This is a genomic window from Alteriqipengyuania abyssalis (genome assembly GCF_019857185.1).
GTDB lineage: Bacteria > Pseudomonadota > Alphaproteobacteria > Sphingomonadales > Sphingomonadaceae > Alteriqipengyuania > Alteriqipengyuania abyssalis.
Genome location: NZ_JAHWXP010000001.1, coordinates 710,868 through 734,147 on the forward strand (window position 1 = coordinate 710,868; position 23,280 = coordinate 734,147).

The window sequence follows — 23,280 nt, forward strand, 5'->3', positions numbered from 1 at the left end:
AAACGGAGGGGAAAATCGGAATATGAGCGCGTCCGCCGCAGCATCGGCCAACCGTGAGCCGACCGACAAGGAAATCCGGCTCGTCATCGCCGCCAGTTCGGCTGGGACGATCTTCGAATGGTACGATTTCTTCATCTACGGCACGCTCGCCGGGCTGATCGGCGCGGCATTCTTCCCCAGCGGTAACGAGACCCTGCAGATCCTGCTGGTGTGGGCGGGCTTCGCGGTCGGCTTCGGCTTTCGTCCGCTGGGCGCGATCCTGTTCGGCTTTCTGGGCGACAAGCTGGGGCGCAAATATACCTTCCTCGTCACCGTGACCCTTATGGGCATCGCCACCGCCGGGGTCGGCCTGATCCCCGACGCGGCGACCATCGGGATTGCCGCACCGATCATCGTGATCGGCTTCCGCATCCTGCAGGGCCTCGCGCTGGGCGGCGAATATGGCGGTGCAGCGATCTATGTCGCGGAACACGCTCCGCCCGAAAAGCGCGGATTCTACACCAGCTTCATTCAGGCGAGCGTGGTCGGCGGCTTCGTGCTGTCGATCATCGTGGTGCTGACCTGTCGCTGGCTGATCCCGGCAGAGGACTTCGCCGCCTGGGGCTGGCGCGTGCCCTTCCTGCTGTCGATCATCCTGCTCGCCATCTCGCTTTGGATGCGCCTCAAACTGTCCGAAAGCCCGGTGTTCAAGGCGATGAAGGAGGCAGGCGAGACCAGCGGCAATCCCTTCATCGAGAGCTTTACCTATCCGGGTAACAAGAAGCGCATCTTCGTCGCGCTCTTCGGCATCACCGGGGTGCTGACCACGATCTGGTACACCGCCTTCTTCAGCAGCCTGTCCTTCCTGCGCGGGCCGATGCGGGTGGACGAGAGCGTGGTCGAATGGATGCTGCTCGCAGGCGGGCTGATTTCGATGAGCTTCTATCTCGTCATCGGCCGCTGGTCTGACAAAATCGGGCGCAAGCTGCCGATCATTCTGGGTGCCGGGCTGTCGCTCGCCCTGCTGTTCCCGGTCTTCTGGGGGATGGGCCATCTCGCCAATCCGGGCCTCTCCGCCGCAGCCGAGCGGACGCCGGTGGTGGTGACCGGCCAGAACTGCACACCCGACCCCTTCGCCGAACTGTTCGGTCGCGAACAGACCGATTGCGGCAAGCTGCTCGACGCGCTGACTTCCAGCGGCGTGCGCTACGAGTTGCGTGAGGGCGGGGCGCTGGGGCTGTCCGTGGGCGGAGAGGCGCAGCCGCTCGACCCGGCCCTGTTCGCGCAAGGGCCAGCGCTGCGCGACGGCGTGCGCGAAGCCTTGACCGCCAAGGGCTTCGATTTCAGCACGCAGGTGCCGCCGATAGCGAATATCCTCGGCATTGTCGGCCTGCTGCTGGTGATGGGGATGCTCTCCGCGCTGACCTACGGATCGGTGGCGGCACTGCTGACCGAGATGTTTCCGCCGCAGATCCGCTATTCCTCGATGTCGATCCCCTATCACATCGGCGCGGGCTACCTCGGCGGGTTCCTGCCGCTGATCGCGGGGATCATCGTCGCGCGCAGCGGGGATATCTACGCAGGCCTATGGTATACGTGGATCGTGGTCGCTTTCGGCCTGCTTGTCGCATGGTGGGGCTTGCCGAGCGGGCCGCCACGTGATTTCGGGGATGCGTGAACACGCACCCGCAAACTCCGCCGCCCCGGACGCTCCGCCTCGCGATCGACACCACCGCACTGGCGCATAACTGGCGCGCGCTCGACAAGCTGTCGGGCACTGCGCGGGCGGGCGCGGCGGTCAAGGCGGATTGCTACGGTCTGGGTACGCACAATTGCGTGCCTGCGCTGGTCGAGGCAGGCGCGCGCGATTTCTTCGTCGCGCACTGGAGCGAGGTCGCCCCCGTGCTGGACCATGTCGCACCGCAGCAGGTCGCGGTGCTGCACGGCGTGATGACCGGCGAGGAAGCACGCTATGCAATCGCGACCGGGGTGCGCCCGGTGATCAACTCGCTCCATCAGGCGAAGGTGTGGCTCGATGCCGGAGGGGCCACGTGCAACCTGATGGTCGATACCGGGATCAACCGGCTGGGCCTCGCCCCCACCGAGCTGAGCGACCCGCTGCTCGCCCGGCTCGATGTCGAGGTGCTGATGTCGCACCTGTCCTCGGCGGAAGAGCACTCGGCGGCCAATGGCCACCAGCTGGCCGCGTTCCGCGCCGCGCAGGCGCTGTTGCCGCACCGCGAAACGAGCCTTGCCAACAGCGCGGGGATTGCGCTGGGGCGCGATTATTCCTGCGACCTCACCCGTCCGGGCCTTGCGCTCTATGGCGGGGTGCCGACGCCCGATCTTGCCGGTCACATCCGCCAGGTCGCCTTCCCGCAGGCCGCGATCATCCATGTCCGCCGTCTCGAAGCGGGTGATGCGGTCGGCTACAACCGGGAATTCACCGCCAGCGGGCCGATGCGCGTCGGCACCGTCTCGCTCGGCTATGCCGACGGTTTCCTGCGCAGCTGGGGCGCGAAGGGTTTCCTGCGCCACCAGGGCCGCACGCTGCGCCTGCTGGGCAAGGTCTCTATGGACATGGTGGTGGTGGACCTTGCGGAGGCGCCCGATCTGGGCGTGGGTGACTGGCTCGACGTGCCGTACCACCTGCCCGATGCTGCGCAGCATTCCGGCCTGTCGCAGTATGAATTGCTGACCACGCTCGGCCACCGGTTCGAACGTAGCGTCAAGGCGCATTGCCCAAGCGATGCTGCAAATGCTAAGGCCTGATGCTGCGCAGCATTCAGTACTGGAGCCCGGCACTCTTCATGCCTAACAAGAAATACACCGAGGGCGACACGATCGTCATCAAGAAATACGCCAACCGGCGACTCTACAACACCCATTCCTCAAGCTACATCACGCTCGAAGACCTGGCGAAGATGACCCGCGAGGGCCTGGAATTCACGGTCGTCGACGCGAAGAGCGGGGATGACATCACCCATTCCATCCTGACCCAGATCATCGTCGAGGAAGAGGCCAATGGCGAACACATCCTGCCGGTCAGCTTCCTGCGCGATCTGATCTCGATGTACGGCAATTCGATGCAGTCGATGATGCCCAGCTATCTCGAAGCGAGCATGGCCAATTTCCGCGCCAACCAGGCGAAGATCGCCGAGGCTTGGCAGAGCGGCATGGCGGGCAATCCCTTCGCCAAGATGGCCGAGACCAACCTGGCGATGATGCGCGCCGCGACCGACGCCTTCACCGGGCAGGCCGGCGCAGGCAAGAAAGCACCGCGCGCCGAAAGCCCGTCGGACGAGACCGCGCAGGAACTCGCCTCGATGCGCGACCAGATGGCCGCGATGCAGAAAAAGCTCGACGAGCTGGGCAAGTAGCGCGACACCTGCCCGCTCAGCACGGGAAGGGATCGTTGATGCGAGGAATATCGATGGCGATGGGCGCGCTGCTCATCGTGGCAATGCCTGCCGGGCCAGTCGGCGCGCAGAACGACGGGCCGGTGATCCGCAACTACCAGATGGAGGGCGACCTCGAGAGCCCGAACGATATCGGCTGCATCCCGATCGATCAGGCAAGGCCCGCCTATAATCCGGTCGACCTCTACCGCGGCGCGGCCGCCTGTATCGCGCGCGAGGAGTGGGACGATGCGGCCAGGCTGTTTGCGCTGGGCGGGGTCTATGGCCGCTACGACATGCGCCGCGTGTCCGACCGGACAGCGCATCAGGCGGTGATGGTCGCGCAGATGAGCGCGTTCGGCGATCTCGAAGAGGCGCAACAGGCGAAGCTGTCCGAAACGGTCGGCCACATTGCCGACGATGCGGAGGAACTGGGCGCGCTGTGCAGTGCGATCGCCGCACTCGGCCCGCCGACCTATCAGCCGCGCTACATGTCGCGCCACGGGCTCGGCGCATTCATGGGCAACGAGGGGAGCGCCCCGGAGGGTTTCGACCCGCAGGCCACCTTCAAGGAAGTCATGACCGGCTTCCTCCACTGCCCGGCTGCCGAATAACGCCGGTCGAAGGCTTGGCGCGGACCGATGCCTCGCCTATCGAGCCTGCCCTACCGATCACGCAGTCAACAGGACGCCATCACCGTGCCCGCAATCCGTCACGCCCTTTCCGTCAAACGCGAAGACGATTTCGCCGCCTGGTATCAGGCCGCCATTGCCGAAGGGCAGATGGCCGAGGAATCGGGCGTGCGCGGGTGCATGGTCATCAAGCCGTGGGGCTATGGCATCTGGGAACGCATCCAGCGCCTGCTCGACGACCGGATCAAGGCGACCGGGCACGACAACGCCTATTTCCCGCTGTTCATCCCGCTCTCCAATTTCGAGCGTGAGGCGGACCATGTCGAAGGTTTCGCCAAGGAAATGGCGGTCGTCACCCACCACCGCCTGATCGCGGACGGGAAGGGCGGGCTGATCCCCGATCCCGAGGCCAAGCTGGAAGAGCCGCTGGTGGTGCGGCCCACGTCGGAAACGATCATCGGCGACGCGATGGCGCGCTGGGTGCAGAGCTGGCGCGATCTGCCATTGAAGCTCAACCAGTGGGCCAACGTCGTCCGCTGGGAAATGCGCACACGCATGTTCCTGCGCACCAGCGAATTCCTCTGGCAGGAAGGGCACACCGCGCATGCCACGCCCGAAGAGGCGAAGGACCACACGCTGACCATGCTCGAAGTCTACCGCGCGATGGCCGAGGAAGACCTCGCGCTGCCGGTGATCGCGGGCGAAAAGCCCGAGCACGAGCGTTTTCCCGGCGCGGTCGAGACCTGGTCGATCGAGGCGATGATGCAGGACGGCAAGGCGCTGCAGGCGGGCACCAGCCACTACCTCGGCACAAATTTCGCCAAGGCATCGGGCATCAAGTATCAGGCGCAGGAAGGCGGCGAGCAGTTCGCACACACCACCAGCTGGGGCGTCTCCACCCGGCTGATCGGCGGCATCATCATGACCCACGGCGACGATGACGGGCTGCGCGTGCCGCCCAAGCTCGCCCCGTGGCAGGTCGTGATCCTGCCGATGCTGCGCGGCAACGACGACGATGCCGCGCTGATCGAATATTGCGAAGGCCTGCGCGCCACGCTCGCCGGGCAGCAGGCGCTGGGCGAACCCGTCCGCGTGCTGCTCGACACCAAGCCCGGCAAGCCCGCGCAGAAGCGGTGGGACTGGGTGCGCAAGGGCGCGCCGGTGATCGTCGAGGTCGGCGGGCGCGACATGGAGAACGGCGTCGTCACGCTGATCCGCCGCGACAATCTGTGGGATATGGAAACGGGCAAGCTCAACTCGCAGGCCCCGACCCGTGAGAGTGCGGGTGAGACGATTCCGGGCCTGCTCGGCGACATCCAGCAGTCGCTGTTTACCGAGGCTGCCGAACGCCGCGACGCGAATATCGCGACCGGGATCGACAGCTGGGACGGCGTTGTCGAGTTCTTCGCCAATAACGGCAAGTATCCCGGCTGGGTCGAAGTACAGTGGGCCAAGCCGACCGGCGATGCGCTGGAGCAGGTGGTCGAGAAGCTGAAGGATCAGAAGCTGACCGTGCGCAACGTGCCGCGCGACGCGACGCCCGCAGACGGCACCTGCATCTTCACCGGCGAGCCTGCGGTCGAGCGGGTCTACGTCGCGCGGGCATACTGATCAGAGCGAGGGGGATTTCATGGGCGAGGCACTCAGGCACGGGTTTGCGAACCTGACCAACTTTGCAGGCCGCGACAGCCGCTCGCTGTTCTGGTGGTGGGTGCTGCTGATTGCCGTCGTGGTCTTCGGCCTCAGCATGATCTCCGGCATCGTCTTTCTCGTCGGATCGATGGGCAGCGCGATGCAGGCCGGTGCAGTTGGCATCGAGCAGGAGCAGATTCAGGCAGACATGATGCGCTACATGGCTGGCAGCGCGGAAACGCAGGCGTGGATCGGGGTGGCAATCTCTCTGATCGGCCTGTTCCTGCTGATCGCCTCCTTCGTGCGCCGCCTGCGCGATGCGGGCCTGCCCGTGCTGATCGCGATCATCCCGGTGTTGACGACGGTTGTCGCCTCTTATGCGAATTTGGCTGGGGTGGACGCCTTGCGCGCCGCGATGACGACCGGAGATGCGCAATTGGTGAGAGAAAGCAGTTCCGGCCTCGGTCTGGTGGCCTATGCTGGCTATCTGGTGGTGATCGTGTGCGGGCTTATTCCGAGCAAGAACGCCAACTGACCTCTATCGCATCGGCGATTGATCCGGGGGCAGGGTGCGTGTGCGGGATAGTACCGCCCCTCCCATGCGTTTAGAGCCATGATATGGCCAAACGCGCAAAGAACCTCCCCAAAGGACTGCCCACCCAGAAGCAGGTCCTCGAATTCATCGAAACGTCTGACAGCACGGTCGGCAAGCGAGAAATCGCGCGCGCCTTCGGCCTCAAGGGGCAGGAGAAGATCGCGCTCAAGAAGTTGCTGAAGGATATGGCCGAGGAAGGCCTGATCGACGGCAAGAAGACCGCCTTCCACCGGATGGGCGGCCTGCCAAAGGTTACCGTGCTGCGCGTGGTCGAGCTGGACGATGGCGACCCGATCGCGGTGCCCGAGAAGTGGGAGCCCGACGACGGCGCCAAGCCGCCACGCCTGACCATCATCGAGAAATCGCGCGGAAGAGGCTCGAAGGGCATGCCCGCGCTTAAGGTCGGCGACCGGGTGCTTGCGCGGACGGAAGAGACGCCGCGCGGCTGGCGCGCGCATCCGATGAAGAAGCTCGCCCAGCAGACCGAGGGCCTGATCGGCGTGGTCGAGAAGGACGGACGCGGCAAGTTCTGGCTCGCGCCGGTGGACAAGAAGGTGCGCAATTCCTCGCCCATCTCCGATGTCGGCACGGCCGAGGAAGGCCAGCTCGTCGCCGCCGAGCCGACCGGGCGCGGCCCGCGGGCGGGCGTGCGGGTGACCGAAGTTCTGGGCGATCCGCTCGCCCCCAACAGCTTTTCCATGATCGCGATCGCCAAGCAGGGTATCCCGCATGTCTTCCCGCAGGAAGTGCTCGACGAGGCGCAGCTGGCGGCGAAGCTGCCGGTGTCCGCCGATACGCGCGAAGACCTGCGCCACGTGCCGATCATCGCGATCGACCCGGCGGATGCGCGCGACCACGACGATGCGATCTGGGCCGAACCCGACACAGCGCAGGATAACGAAGGCGGCTTTCGCGCGATCATCGCGATCGCCGATGTCTCGCACTATGTCCGCCCCGGCAGCGCGCTCGACAAGGAAGCGCGCAAGCGCGGCAACTCGGTCTATTTCCCCGACCGCGTCGTGCCGATGCTGCCCGAAGTGCTCTCCGCCGACGTCTGCTCGCTGCGCGCGGACGAGGACCGCGCGGCGATGGTCTGTCACCTGCGGATTTCGGCCAAGGGCAAGCTGCTCGACTGGCGTTTCACCCGTGCGATCGTGCGCATTGCGGAGGTGATCGCCTATGAGGAAGCGCAGCGGCGGATCGACGAGTCGGCCGGGGACGAAAAGCTGGACAACCTGTGGAAAGCCTGGGGAGCGCTGTGGAAGGCACGCGAGGCACGCGACCCGCTCGACCTCGACCTGCCCGAACGGCGTGTGATCCTCGACGAAGAAGGCGGGATCAAGGAAATCGCGATCCGCGAACGGCTCGATGCGCACCGCGTGGTCGAGGAGTTCATGATCGCGGCCAATGTCGCGGCGGCGAAGGCGCTCGAGAACAAGAACTCGCCCGTGGTCTACCGCGTCCACGAACAGCCGAGCCGCGAGAAGCTGCTCGCGCTGAAGGAATATCTCGGCACGCTGGATATGAAGCTGGCCATGGGTCAGGTCATCACGCCCACGCTGTTCAACCGCTTCCTGAAGGATGTCAGCGACGAGCAGGAGAAGGCGCTGCTGATGGAGGCGGTGCTGCGCACGCAGACGCAGGCCTATTACGGGCCGGACAATCAGGGGCACTTCGGCCTCTCGCTGGGCAGCTACGCGCACTTCACCTCGCCGATCCGCCGCTATGCCGACCTGCTGGTGCACCGCGCGCTGGTCGATGCGTTCAAGCTGGAACAGCCCAAACCTAAGAGCAAACTGCCCGAGAGCAGCGGGCTGAGCGATGTCGACCGCAGAGATATGGGCAAGATCAGCGAGGCGATCAGCCGGACCGAGCGCCGGGCGATGGAGGCGGAGCGCGATACGATCGACCGCTATGTCGCCGCGTGGCTTGCAGGCCGCGTGGGCGAGACCTTCGAGACACGGATCACCGGCGTGCAGAACTTCGGCTTCTTCGCCACCATCGTGGGGCTGGGCGGCGATGGGCTGGTCCCGATCTCCACCATCGGCGACGAGTATTTCCACTTCGACGAAGCGGCCAAGGCGCTGATCGGCGCGGACAGCGGCACGCGGTACGAGACCGGACAGCGGCTCAAGATGAAGCTGGTCGAGGCCAATGCGCTGACCGGCGCGCTGCGCTTCGAAGTGCCGGGCGGCGATGCGTCCAAAGCGCGCGAAGGGCGTCCGCTGCGCAGCGGGCCAAAGGGGCCGCGCAAGGATGGCCCGAAGAAGGGCGGCCCGCACAAGGACACCGCCCGGAAGGACAAGGCGGGCAAGCACCAGGTCGGCAAGCGCGGCAGGCCGGGCAATATTCGCCACCAGGGGCGCGGCAAGAAGTAGCGGCAGGCGGAACGCGCCACCGCTCGCACCGTTCGCATGGGCAAAGGAGTACCTTGCCCATGCTTACCCCCGGCCAGAGCGTGCCCGATCTCGATCTTGAACTGACCATCGGCGCGCGCTTCCAGCTCTCCAAGCAGAGCCCCAAAAACTTCACCATGCTTGTGTTCTATCGCGGCAAGCACTGCCCGATCTGCAAGCGCTATCTGGAAGAGCTGGGCGGCAAGCTCGACAAATTCACCGCGCTGGGCGTCACGCCCTTCGCAATCTCGATGGACAGCCGCGAGCGGGCTATGGTCACCCACGAGGAATGGGATACCCACGACCTGCCTCTGGCGCTGGGCCTGCCGGAAGACCAGGCGCGCGAGTGGGGCCTGTTCATCTCCGAAAAGCGCGAAGATAGCGACGAGCCGGAGCGGTTTTCCGAACCCGGCCTGTTCCTGATCAAGCCCGACGGCACGCTCTATTTCGAGGAAGTGCAGAGCGCGCCCTTCGCGCGCCCGCCGCTCGACGAAATGCTCAGCGCGATCCAGTTCGTGCTGGAGAACGATTATCCGGTGCGCGGCACCGCGAGCTAGGCAGCGATGGCGTTGACCGCTCCCTTACGCGCTCGCGATCCGCTCGATATCCTCCATCGGCATCGCGCCGGGCAGGATCACCAGCGGGCAGGGCAGGGAACCCGAATGGGCGGAGAAGTGCGTCACCAGCGGCCCCGGCGCGCCATCGGTGCCTGCGCCCAGCACCAGCGCGAGCACGTCGGGGTGGTCGGCCAGATAGTCGCGCACGATCCGGCTCGCTTCGCCCACCTTCACCGCGATCGCGGGCATCTTGCCGCTTTCGGAAAAGACATTGCCCGCCGCGCTGGTCGCGATCGCTTCGGCGCGGTCGCGCGCTTCTTCCTCGATGGTCGCCTGCACGCCGCCGAAGGCGTTGAAATTCTGCGGCTGGACGATCGCGAGGATCTGCACCGATCCCCCGCTCGACTGCGCCCAGTGCATCGCGAAACGCAGCGCTTTTCGCGCCTCTTCGGTTTCGTCGATAATGACCAGATATTTGCCCATTCGGATATCTCCCTGAGGCCAGCATTGGGCACAGATCGTGTGGTAGGGCAAGGTGCTTGCCCCCGCCAATCAAATTGGCCAAAGCGGCGCAAGACGCACACCGTGCCGCTACGGCGGGGGCCAATCTCCCGCCAGACGCAAAGCTGACGCAACCGCAGGACACGCCATTTATGCCCACTCCGATCAAGATGCCCGCGCTTTCGCCGACCATGGAGGAGGGCACGCTTGCCCGCTGGCTGGTCAAGGTGGGTGACAGCGTGGCCGCCGGCGACCTGCTCGCCGAGATCGAGACCGACAAGGCGACGATGGAGTTCGAAGCGGTCGACGAAGGCACCATCGCCTCGATCGAAATCGACGAGGGGACCGAGGGCGTGGCCGTCGGCACCGTGATCGCCATGCTCGCCGCCGATGGCGAAAGCGTGGAAGACGCGGCGAAGGCTGCGCCGGGCGACAAGCCCGAAGCGAAGAAGGCCGAAGAAACCGAGGCCGACGACTCTGACAAGAAGAAGAGCGAGGCCCCGGCCGAACCGGCCAAGGCACAGCCGCGCGAGAGCGCCGAGCCGCAGAAGGCCCCGCCTGCGCCAAAGAATGACGGGGAGCGTATCTTCGCTTCGCCGCTTGCGCGCCGCATCGCCGATCAGAAGGGTCTCGACCTCAGCGACGTCAAGGGCAGCGGCCCGCACGGCCGGATCGTGAAGGCGGACGTCGAAGGTGCCGAGGGCGGTCGTCCGGCGAACGAAGCGAAGCCCGGCGCGGTTGCAGGGTCTGCCAATGTCTCGATGGATGGCGATGCGCCGTTCGAGGAGGAGAAGGTCTCCGGCGTGCGCAAGGTCGTCGCCAAGCGGCTTACCGCTGCCAAGCAGGAAGTGCCGCACTACTACCTCAGCGTGGACATCAACCTCGACGCGCTGCTCGCCGCGCGTGCCGATCTCAACAAGATGCTCGAGGCCGAGGGCGTGAAGCTCTCCGTCAACGATCTGCTGATCAAGGCGCTGGCCAAGGCGCTGATGCGCACCCCGCAGGCGCATGTCAGCTTCCAGGGCGACACGCTCCACCGCTACCAGCGAGCGGACATCAGCGTCGCGGTTGCTTCGCCCAAGGGGCTGATCACGCCGATCATTCGCGGCGCGGATCGCAAGAGCCTCGCCGAAATTGCGACCGAGATGAAGGAACTCGCGGGCAAGGCGCGCGAGGGCAAGCTGCAGCCGCACGAATATCAGGGCGGCACCGCCAGCATTTCCAACCTCGGCATGTTCGGGATCAAGCAGTTCGACGCGGTCATCAACCCGCCGCAGGGCATGATCATGGCGGTCGGCGCGGGCGAGCAGCGCCCGTGGGTGATCGACGGCCAGATTGCGCCCGCCACCATCATGACCGCCAGCGGCAGCTTCGATCACCGCGCGATCGACGGCGCGGAAGGCGCGCAGCTGATGGAAGCGTTCAAGCAGATGTGCGAACAACCGATGGGAATGATGCTGTGAGGATTGCACTCGCCACGATTGCCACGCTGGGTCTCTCGCTCGCCGCGTGCGAGCGGGCGCCTGCCGACGGAACCGCGGAAGAGCCCGCGCCGCAGGTCACCACGCAGGCCCCTGCCGATGTCGCGGTGCCTGCCCAGAGCGAGCCTGCGCCCTATGACGGCCCGATTCCCAAGCCGATCCGCGTGGGGTTGAAGGGCCCGAACATGGATTCCTGCGCCAGCTATGGCGAGGTCTACGATCTGGAGTCCGGCGGCGAGACCTACCTCTCCGTCCGCGACGCCCCCAGCACGCAGGTCAAGGAACGCGACCGGCTCGATCCCGGGCAGGGCGTGCACATCTGCTCGGAAGATGGCGACTGGTTCGGCGTGGTCTACGACAAGGGCGACGAGGGCAAGGATTGCCAGGTCGACGAAACGCTCGACACACCGCGCAACTACACCGGCCCCTGCGCGCAGGGCTGGGTCGAAGCGAAATATGTGAACGTCACCGCGGGGTGATGGTGGAAGCGCCTAAACTCTCCTTCCCCCTCGCGGGAGAGGAAGAGGCCCGCGCGCGTCAGCGCGTGGGAAGGGGAGGGGGCATGACGCATACGCTCTCTCACGCGAAGGAAATGCGGCACGCCCCCACCGATGCGGAACGTCAACTCTGGAGCCGCCTTCGGGCCACGCGACTGAGTGGCTGGAAGTTCAGACGCCAACAGCCCATCGGGCCCTACATTGCCGATTTTGCGTGTCTCGAAGCGCGCCTGATCGTCGAGGTCGATGGGTCGCAACATGCAGACAGCGCGCGCGATGCAGCCCGCGACGAGTGGCTTGGTGCACAGGGATTCCGTATCATGCGCTTTTGGAACAACGAGGTTTTGGAGAATGAGGACGGTGTTCTGGTAACGATTCTTGCGGCGCTGGAACCCCCTCTCCCCAACCCCTCTCCCGCAAGGGGAGAGGGGCTATGATCGATCGCCCCAATATCTCCTCTCCCCTTGCGGGAGAGGAAGGGGCCCGCGCGCGTCAGCGCGTGGGAAGGAGAGGGGGGGGAAGCCCTTTGACCAACCCCCAACCCCAGATCCGCGTCACCGCGATGCCGACCGACATGAACCCCTATGGGGGCGTGTTCGGCGGGTGGCTGATGAGCCAGATGGCGCTCGGCGCAGGCTCGCTCGCCAGTCGCGAAGGGCAGGGCAAGGCCGTGGTGGTCTCGGCCACCGACTTCGCCTTTCCCGGCGCGATGGCGCTGGGCGACGAGCTCAATGTCTATTGCGAGATTTTGAAAGAGGGAAACACCTCGATCACCATCGCCGCAGAGGGCATCGCCCGCGCGCGCCATGGCGAGGAGACCAAGCTGGTGTGCAAGGGCACCTTCGTGTTCGTGCTGGCGGACGACGACGGCAAACCGCGCCCGGTGCGGATGCAGGGCGCAGCCGCGCAGCCTGCCGCAGGCCATGCGTCGAACAATGATGGGTGAAGGCCTGTCCTACACCTGTGCAACTGGCCATGGTGGGAGCGTGACCGCCATGACCTTCTCCCTTAAGCGCCCGATCGTGGCCGCCCGTGCGGCCCCTGATTTTTCGGTCCCTGGACTGTGTGTCAGGTGTGTCAGGGCAGTGAACTGAAAAGAGGATTCGATGGCTGAGAAATACGACCTTATCGTGCTGGGCAGCGGGCCGGGCGGCTATGTCGCGGCGATCCGGGGCGCGCAGCTGGGGCTGAAGGTCGCCATCGTGGAGCGCGAGCTGCTGGGCGGTATCTGCCTCAACTGGGGCTGCATCCCGACCAAGGCGCTGCTGCGCTCGGCGGAAATCCTGCACTACGCGCAGAACGCCAAGGATTACGGGCTGAAGATCGCAGGCGAGATCGAGGCCGATCTGGACGCGGTGGTGAAGCGCAGCCGCGGCGTCGCAGCCCAGCTCAACAAGGGCGTCACCGGGCTGATGAAGAAGAACAAGATCGCGGTGCATATGGGCGAGGGCAAGCTGACCGGCCCCACCAGCCTGACCGTGAAGGGCGAGAAGGGTGAGGAAAAGCTGGAGGCGAAGCACGTCATCGTCGCCACCGGTGCCCGCGCGCGCGACCTGCCCTTCGCCAAGGCGGATGGAGAGCGGATCTGGACCTATCGCCACGCGATGACGCCCAAGGAAATGCCGAAGAAACTGCTGGTCATCGGATCGGGCGCGATCGGCATCGAATTCGCCAGCTTCTACAACGACATGGGCGTGGATGTGACCGTGGTCGAAATGCTCGACCGGATCGTGCCGGTGGAGGACAAGGACGTCTCCGCCTTCCTCCACAAGAGCCTGACCAAGCAGGGCATCACGATCATGACCGGCGCGGGTGTCGAAGACATCAAGGCGGACGGCAAGGGCGTGAAGGCCAAGATCAAGGACAAGGACGGCAAGGTTTCGGAGAGCGAATTCTCGCACTGCATCACCGCCATCGGGATCGTGCCCAATACCGAGAATATCGGCCTGGAAAAGCTGGCCGAGATGGAGAAGGGCTTCATCCAGATCGACCCCTATGGCCGCACCAAGAGCAAGGGCCTGTGGGCGATCGGCGACTGCACGCCCGGCCCGTGGCTGGCGCACAAGGCGAGCCATGAGGGCGTGACCGCGGCCGAGGCGATCGCGCAGGAGCTGGGCAACAAGGATGTCCATCCGCACCCGCTCGACCGTCGCAACATCCCGGGCTGCACCTACTGCCACCCGCAGATCGCATCGGTCGGCCTGACCGAGGAAAAGGCGAAGGAAGCCGGCTACGACGTGAAGGCGGGCACCTTCCCCTTCATCGGCAACGGCAAGGCGATCGCGCTGGGCGAGGCGGAAGGCTTCACCAAGACCGTGTTCGACGCCAAGACCGGCGAACTGCTGGGTGCGCACATGGTCGGCGCCGAAGTGACCGAGATGATCCAGGGCTTCGTCGTCGGCAAGACGCTGGAGACCACGGAGGCCGAACTGATGCAGACGGTATTCCCGCACCCGACGATCTCTGAGTCGATGCACGAGAGCGTGCTGGCCAGCTACGGACGCGCGCTGCACATCTGAAACCTGCGGGCCTCTCGCCCGTTGGTAGGGCATGAGCGAACAGGAAAAGAGCAGCACGCCGCCGCGCGGCGACAAGCCCGATGGCAAGAACGACAGCGAAATCACGCGCGAACATCGCGCGCTGATGAACCAAGGCTCCGCGAAGCCCGAAGACTACCCGGAGAGCGAGCGCGATGCGCAATCGCTGGTCCGGAAAGACAAACGGCACGATCAGCCTGACTGATCGCGCCGCCGGTCTTGCATTAAAGCAGGGTCAGACGTTCCGACGCAGGAACGCGATCACCGCCAGCACCAGGAAAATGACGAACAGGATCCAGGCGATGTTGGACGATACGCCCGCGATTCCCCCGAAGCCGAGTACGGCGGCGACCAGTGCGATAATCAGGAAGATGATAGCCCAGCGAAGCATTTGGTTTCCCCTTGGTAGAACCTTGCATTGAACCTAGCCCATATGCCGGACGGGCGCGTGCGGTGCCGCTCTAAACATTTGTTATGCAAGAAAACGCCACAGCGGATCGGCGAGGCGGAGGGGGAAATGGCGGACAGGGTGGGATTCGAACCCACGGTGAGCGTAAACCCACGGCGGTTTTCAAGACCGCTGCCTTAAACCACTCGGCCACCTGTCCGCACTGGGAATGTCGGCTAACGCTTCATCGCGCGTTTGTCACTCTCCGGCACGCCGGGTAATTCCACACCATCTAAGTCATTGGCGAGTCATGCACGGTGTGACACAGATACCGGCATGAGTTTGCGCCGCTCCCTCCTCCCTCTCGCCGCGTGTTTCGCCGCGCTTGCCGCAACCCCTGCCGCCGCGCAGGACATGCCGTTCGATGCCTACATGCAGTTGGTCATCGCCAAGGCGCGTGCCCAGGGGGTGAGCGAGGATACAATCCGGCGGATGACCTCGGACCTCACGCCCAACCCGCGCGTGATCGAGCTCGACCAATCGCAGCCCGGCTCGTCCTCGTCGCCCGGTTATCCGCCGCTGCGGCCCTATCTGGACCGTCACGTCGACAATGCGCGGATCGGCGGCGGGCGCTCGGTCTACAACGAGACAACCTATCTCCACGATCGCATCCGCCAGCAATACGGCGTGCCGCCCGAGATCATCATCGCGATCTGGGGGCACGAGACCAATTACGGCGGCTATCGCGGCAATTTCGACCTCGCCCGCTCGCTCGCCACGCTGGCGTGGGAAGGGCGGCGGCGCGAGCTGTTCGAGAGCGAATTTATCGCGCTGCTGAAGGTGGCGGACAAGGGCTATTCGCGCGAGCGGCTGGTCGGCAGCTGGGCGGGTGCCTTCGGCAATCCGCAATTCCTGCCGAGCGTCTATCTGCGCCTCGCCACCGATGGCGATGGTGACGGGATGGCGAACATCTTCACCAACCAGGCCGACACGATGGCCTCGATCGCGCGCTATTTCCAGGATGCGGGTTGGCGGCCCGGAATTCCGTGGGGGGTGGGCGCAAGCGTGCCCTCGGGCTTCGATGTCGATGCCTACCGCACCGAACTGGTCGCCCCGGTATGCCCGCGCGTGCACGAACGCCACAGCCAGTGGAAGACGGTGGAGGAATGGCGCGCGCTGGGCGTTGCGCCGCATCGCAGCCTGCCACCGGGCACGCTCGCCAGCCTGTTCCAGCCCGACGGGCCGGGAACTCCTGCGTGGCTGTTAACCTCAAATTATCGCGTTATCCTCGAATATAACTGCTCCAATTACTACGCCATGAGTGTGGGGCTGCTAGCCGATGAGATTGCCCGGTAACCTCCGGATTTTGGGAATTGCGTTTGGTCTGATTGCCGGCCTTTCCGCCTGTTCGGGCGGGGGAGGGGGCGGCGATCTGGCGCCCAACGCGGATTACTACGCGGTCGATCGCGCCGCGCCGACTCCTGTCGGTGCGATCAACGGCCCGCAGGCGGATTACCCGCAGGTGCTGGGCGAGCCTTATGTGGTCGACGGCCAGACCTACACCCCGGCAGACGTGCTCAGCTACGATGCGGTCGGCTATGCGACGATCGATGACGCAGCCGGGCCGGGCATCACCATTTCGCACAAGACCCTGCCGCTGCCGAGCTATGTCGAGCTGACCTCGCTCGACACCGGGCGCACCATCCTGGCGCGTGCGGAACGGCGCGGGCCGATGACGTCGAGCCGGATTCTCGGCCTGTCGCCCGGTGCCGCGCAGGAACTGGGCGCGGGCGACGGCGCTCCGATTCGGGTTCGCCGGGTCAATCCGCCGGAATACGAACGCGCGGCCCTGCGCTCCGGCCAGCCTGCCGGATCGCGGCTCGATACGCCCGACACGCTGCTGGCGGTGCTGCGCAAGCAATTGCCTGCCACCGGATCGGTCAGCCTTGCGCGAGCCGACGCGCGCAGCACCTCGGCAAGAACCAGCGGCGCTGCCGACACCGATTACCGCACGGTGGAGCGGGAATTCGACACGACCTTCGCCGAGGTCGACCCGGGCCCCTCCAGTGCGGTCGCCGACGCATTCGAGGAATATGAGACGCTGCCGCCTGCTCCTGCGCCCGCTCCGGCGGCGCCGACCCGCTACGCGCTCGCCCCGATCGGGGAGACGCCGACCGGGGCAGGGCGTCCGGCACCGGTCGAGGTCGCTCGGATGGAAACGCCGCGCCCGGCCCCTGCGCCGCGCGCCGCGCCGCCACCGGCGCGGGCTGCACCTTCGCCGCCCGTCACGCGCTCAGTACCTGCGCGGACGACGCAATCGACCGCCAGGCGTGGACGTTACGTCATCCAGGTCGCATCATTCTCCAGCAAGAACAATGCGATCGAAGCGGCCGACAAGCTGGGCGGATTCGTGGTCCAGTCGGGCCGCTTCTACCGCGTGCGCACGGGGCCGTTCGCGACCCGTGGAGAAGCCGATGCCGCCCTCGCCAGCGCGCGCCGGGTCGGCTATAGGGACGCCTTCATAGACACGAGCGAATAGCGGCTGCGCCAGTCCCCCGACGGCGCAAACTCGCCGTAGCAGGAGCAACCGCATTGTCTTCATCTCTGGTGAACCGGGCCCGGGTGGTGGGTTTTCTCGCCGCCCTGTCGCTCGCGTTGCCAACCGGGCTCAGCGCCCAGCCTTCGCCCCCGACCCCCGAACAGGCGCCGATCGCCTACATGATCGATCTGTCGAGCGGACAGACGCTCTATGCGCGCGATATCGACCGCCGCTTCGTCCCCGCTTCGATCACCAAGGTGATGACGACGCTGGTGGCGTTCGACATGCTCGCCGATGGCAAGCTGCGACGCGACCAGCGCATGCCCTATCGCGACGCCAGCTTCGACGAATGGCATCGCAAGGGATCGACCCTGTTCCTCCCGCGCCGTGCACGGCCTTCGGTGAACGAGCTGCTGATCGGGATCACCACGGTCTCTGCCAATGACGCAGCGGTCGTGCTGGCCGAAGGCGCAGCGGGCAGCGTGGACAAATGGACCGCGCGGATGAACGCCACCGCCCGTTCGATCGGCATGCACGACAGCTATTTCGGCACGCCCAATGGCTGGCCGGACGAAGGACACACCTTCACCAGCGCGCGCGATCTGGGGCGGCTGGCGACGCGGATCATCCGCGGCCATCCCGACTTTTTCGACTATTACTACGGCCGCACCGGCCTGAAGGCCTACGGCATCGCGCAGGACAATCACGATCCGATCACCGGCCGGGTGGACGGCGCGGACGGGCTGAAGACCGGCTATACCGATCAGGCCGGCTACGGCTTCCTCGGCACGGCGGAGCGCGACGGGCGGCGGCTGGTGATGGTGGTTGCGGGGGCCGATCGCGGCCAGGTGCGCAACCGGGCCGCACGCGATTTCATCGAATGGGGTTTCGACGCATTCGACAGCACGTTGCTGGTGAGGAAAGGCAAGCCTGCCGCCACCGCACAGGTTCAGAACGGCGCGGTCGACCAGCTGCCGCTGGTCGCGGCGCAGGATATCCGCGTCGCGACCCCGCGCGGCGATGGCGCGCGACCTGAACTCACCGTGCGCTACGACGGGCCGCTGCGGGCTCCGATCGCCAAAGGCGAAGCGGTCGCCACGCTGGAGATCGCTGTGCCGGGGATGGAGCCTTCCACCCTGCCGCTCTACGCCGCGCGCGACGTGCCCGAGGCGGGGCTGTTCCAGCGGATCGGCAACGGGTTTGCCGGGCTTTTCCGGTGACGCATCACGACATCAAGGCGCGCTTCATCGCGTTCGAGGGCGGCGAGGGCGTCGGCAAGTCGACTCAGGCGAAGCGGCTGGTCGAAGCACTCGCGAACCGCGGGATCGACGCGCTGCTGACCCGTGAGCCGGGCGGCACCACCGGGGCGGAGATGATCCGCAAGCTGCTGCTCGAACCGCCGGGCACCGGCTGGCGCGTGCAGGCCGAAGCGATGCTGTTCGCCGCCGCCCGGTCGGACCATGTGGCCAAGGCGATCAAGCCCGCGCTGATGGCAGGCCGCTGGGTCGTGTGCGACCGCTTCGTATTGTCGAGCCGCGCCTATCAGGGCCTCGCCGGGGGCCTCGGCGATGAAGAAGTGCGCACGCTCCACCAGATCGGCAGCGGCGGCTTGCTGCCGTGTCGCACCTTCCTGCTCGAAGCGCCGGGCGACGACGTCGCCGAACGGCTGCGCAAGCGCGACGGGGACGAGGTGGACGCCATCGGCGGGCGCGATGCGCGCTATCACGCGGATGTCGCGCGCGGGTTCGCCGGGCTGGCGCAGGATGACGACACCATCATCCAGATCGATGCTTCGGGCAGTGCCGACGCGGTTCACGAAGCGGTGATGAGGGAGCTTGCTCCGCTGCTCGTCGGCGAAGCGTGACCGATCATCACGCCCCCCAATGGCGCGAATGGCGCGCCGCGCTGGCCAGTCCGCGCATGCACCACGCGTGGATTCTCGCGGGCAAGAAGGGGCTGGGAAAGCACGACTTCGCCTTCGCGGCCGCGCGCGAGCTGGTCGCCATCGGGCGCGATGCGCCGGTGGCGGATAACGACCCCGACATCCAGCTGCTGACCCACCTGCCCAAGGACGACAAGGAAGCGAAGAAGGCGGAGAAGGGCGAGGCTTTCGAAACCAAGCGCAACATCTCGATCGACCAGATACGCGCGATGCAGGCTCGGCTGACCACGCGGCCGACGCTCGGCGCTTTTCGCGCGATCATTATCGAACCGGCAGACGATCTGGAGCGGAGCGCCGCCAACGCGCTGCTCAAGAGCCTGGAGGAACCGCCGGCGGGCACGTTCTTCCTGCTGGTGACCCATCGCCCTGGCCTGCTGCTGCCCACGATCCGCTCGCGCGCCCGGATTCTGCGGTTCAATCCGCTGTCCATGGGCGCGGTCGAGGATGCCCTGCGCGCCGCCGGCGACCATGCCGACCCCGCCGAGATCACGCTGGCGGCGCGCGCCAGCGGCGGAGCGCCGGGGGCCGCGCTGTCGTTCATCGCACAGGACCTCGCCCCTGCAGAGGCGCTGATGCGCCAGATCGCGAGCGAGGGAGACCCGGCTTTCGTGCTGCGCGGCAAACTGGGCGAAGAAATCGGCGCGCGGCCCGACCGGGCGCGGCTTTCCGCCACGCTCGACCTCGCGCGCACCGTGCTCGCGCAAAAGCTGGAATCGCCCGACTCGATCGACATTCCCGCTCTGGTCGATGCGCATGCGCGTTTGGTGACGATCTCGGGCCAGGCGCGAAGCTATAATTTCGACCCCGGTTTCCTCGCGATGGAAATCGGCACCTTGCTCGCTTCGGCTGCGCCGAATAGAGCCGCTTCCGATGGCTGAACCCTACTACATTACCACCGCGATCCATTACCCCAACGGCAAGCCGCATATCGGCCACGCCTACGAGACGGTCGCTGCCGACGTAATCGCGCGATTCCAGCGCCTGAAGGGCCGCGACGTGCGGTTTCAGACCGGCACGGACGAGCATGGGCTGAAGATGGCCCGCAAGGCGGAGGAGCAGGGCAAGACCCCGCGCGAGCTCGCCGACGAGATGAGCGGCTATTTCCGCGACCTGTTCGACCGGCTGAACATTTCCTACGACCGCTTCATCCGCACCACCGAAGCTGGCCACCACACCGCCAGCCAGGCGCTGTGGCGCAAGATGGAGGCCAACGGCGACCTCTATCTCGATCGCTACGAAGGCTGGTATTCGGTCCGCGACGAAGCCTTCTACGACGAGAAGGAGCTGGTCGAAGGAGAAGGGGGAGAGAAACTTTCTCCGCAGGGCACCCCGGTCGAATGGACCGTTGAGGAAAGCTGGTTCTTCCGCCTGTCGAAATACCAGGACAAGCTGCTCGACCTCTATGCCTCGCAGCCGGATTTCATCCAGCCCGACAGCCGCCGCAACGAGGTGATGCGCTTCGTCGAAGGCGGCCTGCGCGATCTTTCGGTCAGCCGCACCAGCTTCGACTGGGGCGTGCAGGTGCCCGGTGCCGAAGACCACGTGATGTACGTGTGGGTCGACGCGCTGACCAACTACATCAGCGGCCTCGGCTACCCGGAAGAGGGCGCGGACTGGAAATACTGGCCCGCCGACCTGCACCTGATCGGCAAGGACATCATCCGCTTCCACACGGTCTACTGGCCCGCCTTTCTGATGAGTGCCGGGGTCGAGCTGCCCAGGCAGGTCTATGGCCACGGCTTCCTGCTCAACCGCGGGCAGAAGGAATCGAAGTCGCTCGGCAATGTGACCGATCCCAATGTGCTGGCCGAACAGTTCGGGGTGGATGCGCTGCGGTACTTCCTGATGCGCGAAATCGCCTTCGGGCAGGACGGTAGCTATTCGCCCGAAGCGATCGTAACTCGCGCCAATGCGGAGCTGGCCAACAGCTTCGGCAACCTCGCGCAGCGCACGCTTTCGATGATCGCCAAGAACCTCGACGGCGAGCTCGGTGCCTATTCGCCCGCAGGCGATGACAAGGCGCTGCTGACCACGGTGCAGGATGCCTGCCGCGAAGGCCTGCCCAAGCAGTTCGAAAAGCTCGCCTTCTCGACCGGGATCGAGGCGTGGATGAAGGCGGTCTACGCCTGCAACCAGTATGTCGACGAGCAGGCGCCGTGGGCGCTCAAGAAGACCGACCCGGAGCGGATGCGCACCGTGCTGCAGACGCTGTTTATCGCGCTGCGAGACCTCGCCATCGCGATCCAGCCTGTGATTCCGGAGAAAGCGGACCACCTGCTGACCATGCTGGGCATTGCCGAAGACGCGCGAACTTTCGAGGATCTGGCCGATGAGGGCTGGTATGGCGCGCTGGTGCGCACCGGATACCGCGTCGCACCGCCGAGCCCACTGTTCCCGCGCCTCGAACTGCCAGAGGCTGAGGACGCAGGCTGATGCTGATCGATAGCCACTGCCATCTCGAATACGAAGGCCTGGTCGACGATCAGGACGCAGTGCTCTCCCGTGCTCGCGAGGCCGGGGTTCGGGGCTTCCTGAACATCTCCACCAAGCAGGACGAGTGGGACCAGGTCGTCGCCACCGCCGCACGCGAGCCGGATGTCTGGGCGAGCGTCGGCATCCATCCGCATAATGCCGATGGCCATGCCGATCTCGCGCGCGAGACGCTGTTCGAAGCGACGCAGCACCCCAAAGTGGTCGGGATCGGCGAGACCGGGCTCGATTACTTCTACGACAAGTCCGACCGGGCGACGCAGCAGGCGCTGTTTCGCATGCATATCGACGTTGCGCGCGAGACCGGGCTGCCGCTGATCATCCACACCCGCGATGCCGAGGATGACACCGCCGCAATCCTCGAGGAAGAGATGGGGAAGGGGGCCTACCCCGCGCTGATCCATTGCTTCACCGCCTCGGAAAGCTTCGGGCGCAAAGTCCTAGATCTGGGCCTCTCGATCTCGCTTTCCGGCATCGTCACCTTCAAGAACGCGAAGGATCTGCAGGAGGTCGCCAAGATCATCCCGGCGGACCGGCTGCTGGTCGAAACCGACAGCCCGTTCCTCGCGCCCGTGCCGCATCGCGGGAAGACCTGCGAACCGGCCTTCGTCGCCAATACCGCGCAATTCGTGGCGGATCTGCGCGAGACCAGCGTAGAGGCCTTGGCCGAGCAGACCACGCACAACTTCCACGCGCTGTTCGCGAAGACGCGCCAGCAGGGCAAGGCAACGGCGTGAAGGTCACGCTGCTCGGCTCGGGTACGTCGACCGGCGTTCCGCGCATCAATGGCGACTGGGGTGCGTGCGATCCGTCCGAACCGCGCAACCGCCGCACGCGGGTGTCGATCGTGGTGGAGAACGACGCCGGCGCACGCTTGCTGGTCGACACCCCGCCGGATCTGCGCGACCAGTTCCTGCGCAACAAGATCACCAATGTCGACGGCGTGTTCTGGACGCACGACCATGCCGACCATTGCCACGGAATCGACGATCTGCGCGCGCTGCGATACGGCCGCAGCGGCCCGATCCCGGGCTATGGCGTCGAGGAGACGGTGCGGCGGCTGAAGGCGCGCTTTTCCTACGTTTTCGCAGGCGAACACGGCTATCCGACGATCGTGAAGCTGGAGGTGCTCGACCGGCTGCGGCTTTTTGCGGGCTTCACCGTCAACTGGTGCGTGATGCCGCACGGCCCGGCGAAAAGCACAGGCTATCGCTTCGGATGCGATGACAAGTCCATCGGCTATGCCACTGATTTCAGTGAAATAACCAGCGAGATGGTCACGCTGTTCAAGGGCGTGGACCTGCTCGTGTGCGATTGCCTCCGCCGGGAAGAACACCCGACCCATGCGAATCTCGCCATGGCGCTGGAACTCGGCAAACGCTGCAAGGTCGGCAAGATCGTCCTGACGCACCTTGATAAAAGCATGGATTACAAGACTTTATCGGGCGAAGTTCCGGCGGGCGTTCAGGTCGGTTACGACGGAATGGTGGTCGCCGCGTGAACCAGTTCGAAGTCGTCCAGATCATCGCGCTGGTCGGCTGGCTGATCCTCGCGGTCAGCGCGTTCGCAGCGCGCGGGCTCAACTGGAAGACGTCGCTGCGCCACGCGCTGATGTGGGCCGTGATCATCTGCGGGTTGATGCTGCTGATAACGATGGTGCGCTGAAGCGCGCGAGCCGGGGTAAGAACCCGGCAGGGCGGCCCGATAGCTCGATCC

At 65.7% G+C, this 23,280-nt stretch carries 25 protein-coding genes and 1 tRNA gene; 23 read left to right on the forward strand and 3 right to left on the reverse strand.

Annotated features, from left to right (window positions below; translation table 11 throughout):
- Positions 1–22 precede the first annotated feature (22 nt).
- From KYN89_RS03505 to KYN89_RS03540, 8 genes are all read left to right on the forward strand, one after another.
- A complete protein-coding gene (locus tag KYN89_RS03505; protein WP_222823816.1) occupies positions 23–1,657 on the forward strand; it encodes an MFS transporter in 1,635 nt (544 codons plus the stop codon).
- Positions 1,654–2,751 (forward strand): alanine racemase, encoded by a 1,098-nt coding sequence (alr, locus tag KYN89_RS03510; RefSeq protein WP_222823817.1) that lies wholly within the window; start codon positions 1,654–1,656, stop codon positions 2,749–2,751. Before KYN89_RS03505 ends, alr begins: the two co-directional genes overlap by 4 nt.
- Complete coding sequence (phaR, locus tag KYN89_RS03515; RefSeq protein ID WP_082400385.1) at positions 2,751–3,359, forward strand: polyhydroxyalkanoate synthesis repressor PhaR; 609 nt, start codon at positions 2,751–2,753, stop codon at positions 3,357–3,359. Before alr ends, phaR begins: the two co-directional genes overlap by 1 nt.
- 38 nt (positions 3,360–3,397) lie before the next feature.
- The gene (locus tag KYN89_RS03520; protein ID WP_222823818.1) at positions 3,398–3,991 is read left to right on the forward strand and encodes a hypothetical protein; all 594 of its coding nucleotides are present in this window, start codon (positions 3,398–3,400) and stop codon (positions 3,989–3,991) included.
- Between the two features lie 84 nt (positions 3,992–4,075).
- Positions 4,076–5,620, forward strand: coding sequence for a proline--tRNA ligase (proS, locus tag KYN89_RS03525; protein ID WP_222823819.1), 1,545 nt, complete (start codon positions 4,076–4,078; stop codon positions 5,618–5,620).
- A 19-nt stretch (positions 5,621–5,639) separates the two neighbouring features.
- Positions 5,640–6,176 carry a DUF805 domain-containing protein gene (locus tag KYN89_RS03530; protein WP_222823820.1) on the forward strand — a complete coding sequence of 179 codons (537 nt, stop codon included), beginning with the start codon at positions 5,640–5,642 and terminating at the stop codon, positions 6,174–6,176.
- A gap of 83 nt (positions 6,177–6,259) precedes the next feature.
- Entirely contained in the window at positions 6,260–8,614 is a 2,355-nt protein-coding gene (gene rnr / locus KYN89_RS03535) for a ribonuclease R (RefSeq protein WP_222823821.1), read from the forward strand.
- Between the two features lie 59 nt (positions 8,615–8,673).
- The gene (locus KYN89_RS03540) at positions 8,674–9,189 is read left to right on the forward strand and encodes a peroxiredoxin-like family protein (RefSeq protein ID WP_222823822.1); all 516 of its coding nucleotides are present in this window, start codon (positions 8,674–8,676) and stop codon (positions 9,187–9,189) included.
- 24 nt (positions 9,190–9,213) lie between these two features.
- On the opposite strand, the gene KYN89_RS03545 is transcribed toward KYN89_RS03540, so the two are convergent.
- A complete protein-coding gene (locus KYN89_RS03545) occupies positions 9,214–9,672 on the reverse strand; it encodes a universal stress protein (protein ID WP_222823823.1) in 459 nt (152 codons plus the stop codon).
- A gap of 170 nt (positions 9,673–9,842) precedes the next feature.
- Between KYN89_RS03545 and KYN89_RS03550 the strand changes: the two genes are divergently transcribed.
- The 6 genes from KYN89_RS03550 (at position 9,843) to KYN89_RS03575 (ending at position 14,410) form a co-directional block, all read left to right on the forward strand.
- Entirely contained in the window at positions 9,843–11,153 is a 1,311-nt protein-coding gene (locus KYN89_RS03550) for a pyruvate dehydrogenase complex dihydrolipoamide acetyltransferase (protein ID WP_222823824.1), read from the forward strand.
- Entirely contained in the window at positions 11,150–11,650 is a 501-nt protein-coding gene (locus KYN89_RS03555) for an SH3 domain-containing protein (protein ID WP_222823825.1), read from the forward strand. The genes KYN89_RS03550 and KYN89_RS03555 overlap by 4 nt, the downstream gene beginning before the upstream one ends.
- An 83-nt stretch (positions 11,651–11,733) precedes the next feature.
- A complete protein-coding gene (locus KYN89_RS03560) occupies positions 11,734–12,105 on the forward strand; it encodes an endonuclease domain-containing protein (RefSeq protein WP_222823826.1) in 372 nt (123 codons plus the stop codon).
- Between the two features lie 89 nt (positions 12,106–12,194).
- Positions 12,195–12,614, forward strand: coding sequence for an acyl-CoA thioesterase (locus tag KYN89_RS03565; RefSeq protein WP_429699537.1), 420 nt, complete (start codon positions 12,195–12,197; stop codon positions 12,612–12,614).
- 160 nt (positions 12,615–12,774) lie between these two features.
- A complete protein-coding gene (gene lpdA, locus KYN89_RS03570) occupies positions 12,775–14,187 on the forward strand; it encodes a dihydrolipoyl dehydrogenase (protein WP_054524375.1) in 1,413 nt (470 codons plus the stop codon).
- Positions 14,188–14,218: 31 nt separating this feature from the next.
- Positions 14,219–14,410, forward strand: a complete 192-nt coding sequence (locus tag KYN89_RS03575; protein WP_222823827.1) for a hypothetical protein — start codon at positions 14,219–14,221, stop codon at positions 14,408–14,410.
- Between the two features lie 30 nt (positions 14,411–14,440).
- Here the strand turns inward: KYN89_RS03575 and KYN89_RS03580 are convergent, their stop codons facing one another.
- Both KYN89_RS03580 and KYN89_RS03585 read right to left on the reverse strand, forming a co-directional pair.
- Positions 14,441–14,596, reverse strand: coding sequence for a DUF1328 domain-containing protein (locus tag KYN89_RS03580; protein WP_222823828.1), 156 nt, complete (start codon positions 14,594–14,596; stop codon positions 14,441–14,443).
- A gap of 127 nt (positions 14,597–14,723) precedes the next feature.
- Positions 14,724–14,813: transfer RNA gene (locus KYN89_RS03585), tRNA-Ser, on the reverse strand.
- Positions 14,814–14,929: 116 nt separating this feature from the next.
- On the opposite strand from KYN89_RS03585, the gene KYN89_RS03590 reads away from it, so the two are divergent.
- From KYN89_RS03590 to KYN89_RS03630, 9 genes are all read left to right on the forward strand, one after another.
- A complete protein-coding gene (locus tag KYN89_RS03590; protein ID WP_222823829.1) occupies positions 14,930–15,949 on the forward strand; it encodes a lytic murein transglycosylase in 1,020 nt (339 codons plus the stop codon).
- Between the two features lie 10 nt (positions 15,950–15,959).
- Positions 15,960–17,132 carry an SPOR domain-containing protein gene (locus KYN89_RS03595; RefSeq protein WP_222823830.1) on the forward strand — a complete coding sequence of 391 codons (1,173 nt, stop codon included), beginning with the start codon at positions 15,960–15,962 and terminating at the stop codon, positions 17,130–17,132.
- A 68-nt stretch (positions 17,133–17,200) separates the two neighbouring features.
- Positions 17,201–18,352, forward strand: coding sequence for a D-alanyl-D-alanine carboxypeptidase family protein (locus tag KYN89_RS03600; RefSeq protein WP_346727185.1), 1,152 nt, complete (start codon positions 17,201–17,203; stop codon positions 18,350–18,352).
- Positions 18,349–18,996 carry a dTMP kinase gene (gene tmk / locus KYN89_RS03605; RefSeq protein ID WP_222823831.1) on the forward strand — a complete coding sequence of 216 codons (648 nt, stop codon included), beginning with the start codon at positions 18,349–18,351 and terminating at the stop codon, positions 18,994–18,996. Before KYN89_RS03600 ends, tmk begins: the two co-directional genes overlap by 4 nt.
- On the forward strand, positions 18,993–19,952 hold the full coding sequence (locus tag KYN89_RS03610) for a DNA polymerase III subunit delta' (RefSeq protein WP_222823832.1): 960 nt from the start codon (positions 18,993–18,995) through the stop codon (positions 19,950–19,952). Before tmk ends, KYN89_RS03610 begins: the two co-directional genes overlap by 4 nt.
- Positions 19,945–21,507 (forward strand): methionine--tRNA ligase, encoded by a 1,563-nt coding sequence (gene metG, locus KYN89_RS03615; RefSeq protein ID WP_222823833.1) that lies wholly within the window; start codon positions 19,945–19,947, stop codon positions 21,505–21,507. The genes KYN89_RS03610 and metG overlap by 8 nt, the downstream gene beginning before the upstream one ends.
- Positions 21,507–22,301, forward strand: a complete 795-nt coding sequence (locus KYN89_RS03620; RefSeq protein ID WP_222823834.1) for a TatD family hydrolase — start codon at positions 21,507–21,509, stop codon at positions 22,299–22,301. Before metG ends, KYN89_RS03620 begins: the two co-directional genes overlap by 1 nt.
- Complete coding sequence (locus KYN89_RS03625) at positions 22,298–23,065, forward strand: MBL fold metallo-hydrolase (protein ID WP_010238132.1); 768 nt, start codon at positions 22,298–22,300, stop codon at positions 23,063–23,065. The genes KYN89_RS03620 and KYN89_RS03625 overlap by 4 nt, the downstream gene beginning before the upstream one ends.
- Entirely contained in the window at positions 23,062–23,229 is a 168-nt protein-coding gene (locus KYN89_RS03630; protein ID WP_222823835.1) for a hypothetical protein, read from the forward strand. The genes KYN89_RS03625 and KYN89_RS03630 overlap by 4 nt, the downstream gene beginning before the upstream one ends.
- The last annotated feature ends 51 nt before the right edge of the window (positions 23,230–23,280 follow it).

Excerpts from the sequence above, each read along its gene's own strand:
- KYN89_RS03530 (WP_222823820.1), top strand. The coding sequence starts at position 5,640 with ATGGGCGAGGCACTCAGGCACGGGTTTGCGAACCTGACCAACTTTGCA.
- KYN89_RS03620 (WP_222823834.1), top strand. The coding sequence starts at position 21,507 with ATGCTGATCGATAGCCACTGCCATCTCGAATACGAAGGCCTGGTCGAC.
- rnr (WP_222823821.1), top strand. The coding sequence starts at position 6,260 with ATGGCCAAACGCGCAAAGAACCTCCCCAAAGGACTGCCCACCCAGAAG.
- KYN89_RS03560 (WP_222823826.1), top strand. The coding sequence starts at position 11,734 with ATGACGCATACGCTCTCTCACGCGAAGGAAATGCGGCACGCCCCCACC.
- KYN89_RS03575 (WP_222823827.1), top strand. The coding sequence starts at position 14,219 with ATGAGCGAACAGGAAAAGAGCAGCACGCCGCCGCGCGGCGACAAGCCC.
- KYN89_RS03580 (WP_222823828.1), bottom strand. The coding sequence starts at position 14,596 with ATGCTTCGCTGGGCTATCATCTTCCTGATTATCGCACTGGTCGCCGCC.
- KYN89_RS03540 (WP_222823822.1), top strand. The coding sequence starts at position 8,674 with ATGCTTACCCCCGGCCAGAGCGTGCCCGATCTCGATCTTGAACTGACC.
- metG (WP_222823833.1), top strand. The coding sequence starts at position 19,945 with ATGGCTGAACCCTACTACATTACCACCGCGATCCATTACCCCAACGGC.
- lpdA (WP_054524375.1), top strand. The coding sequence starts at position 12,775 with ATGGCTGAGAAATACGACCTTATCGTGCTGGGCAGCGGGCCGGGCGGC.
- KYN89_RS03505 (WP_222823816.1), top strand. The coding sequence starts at position 23 with ATGAGCGCGTCCGCCGCAGCATCGGCCAACCGTGAGCCGACCGACAAG.
- phaR (WP_082400385.1), top strand. The coding sequence starts at position 2,751 with ATGCTGCGCAGCATTCAGTACTGGAGCCCGGCACTCTTCATGCCTAAC.
- KYN89_RS03590 (WP_222823829.1), top strand. The coding sequence starts at position 14,930 with ATGAGTTTGCGCCGCTCCCTCCTCCCTCTCGCCGCGTGTTTCGCCGCG.
- KYN89_RS03550 (WP_222823824.1), top strand. The coding sequence starts at position 9,843 with ATGCCCACTCCGATCAAGATGCCCGCGCTTTCGCCGACCATGGAGGAG.
- KYN89_RS03520 (WP_222823818.1), top strand. The coding sequence starts at position 3,398 with ATGCGAGGAATATCGATGGCGATGGGCGCGCTGCTCATCGTGGCAATG.
- KYN89_RS03545 (WP_222823823.1), bottom strand. The coding sequence starts at position 9,672 with ATGGGCAAATATCTGGTCATTATCGACGAAACCGAAGAGGCGCGAAAA.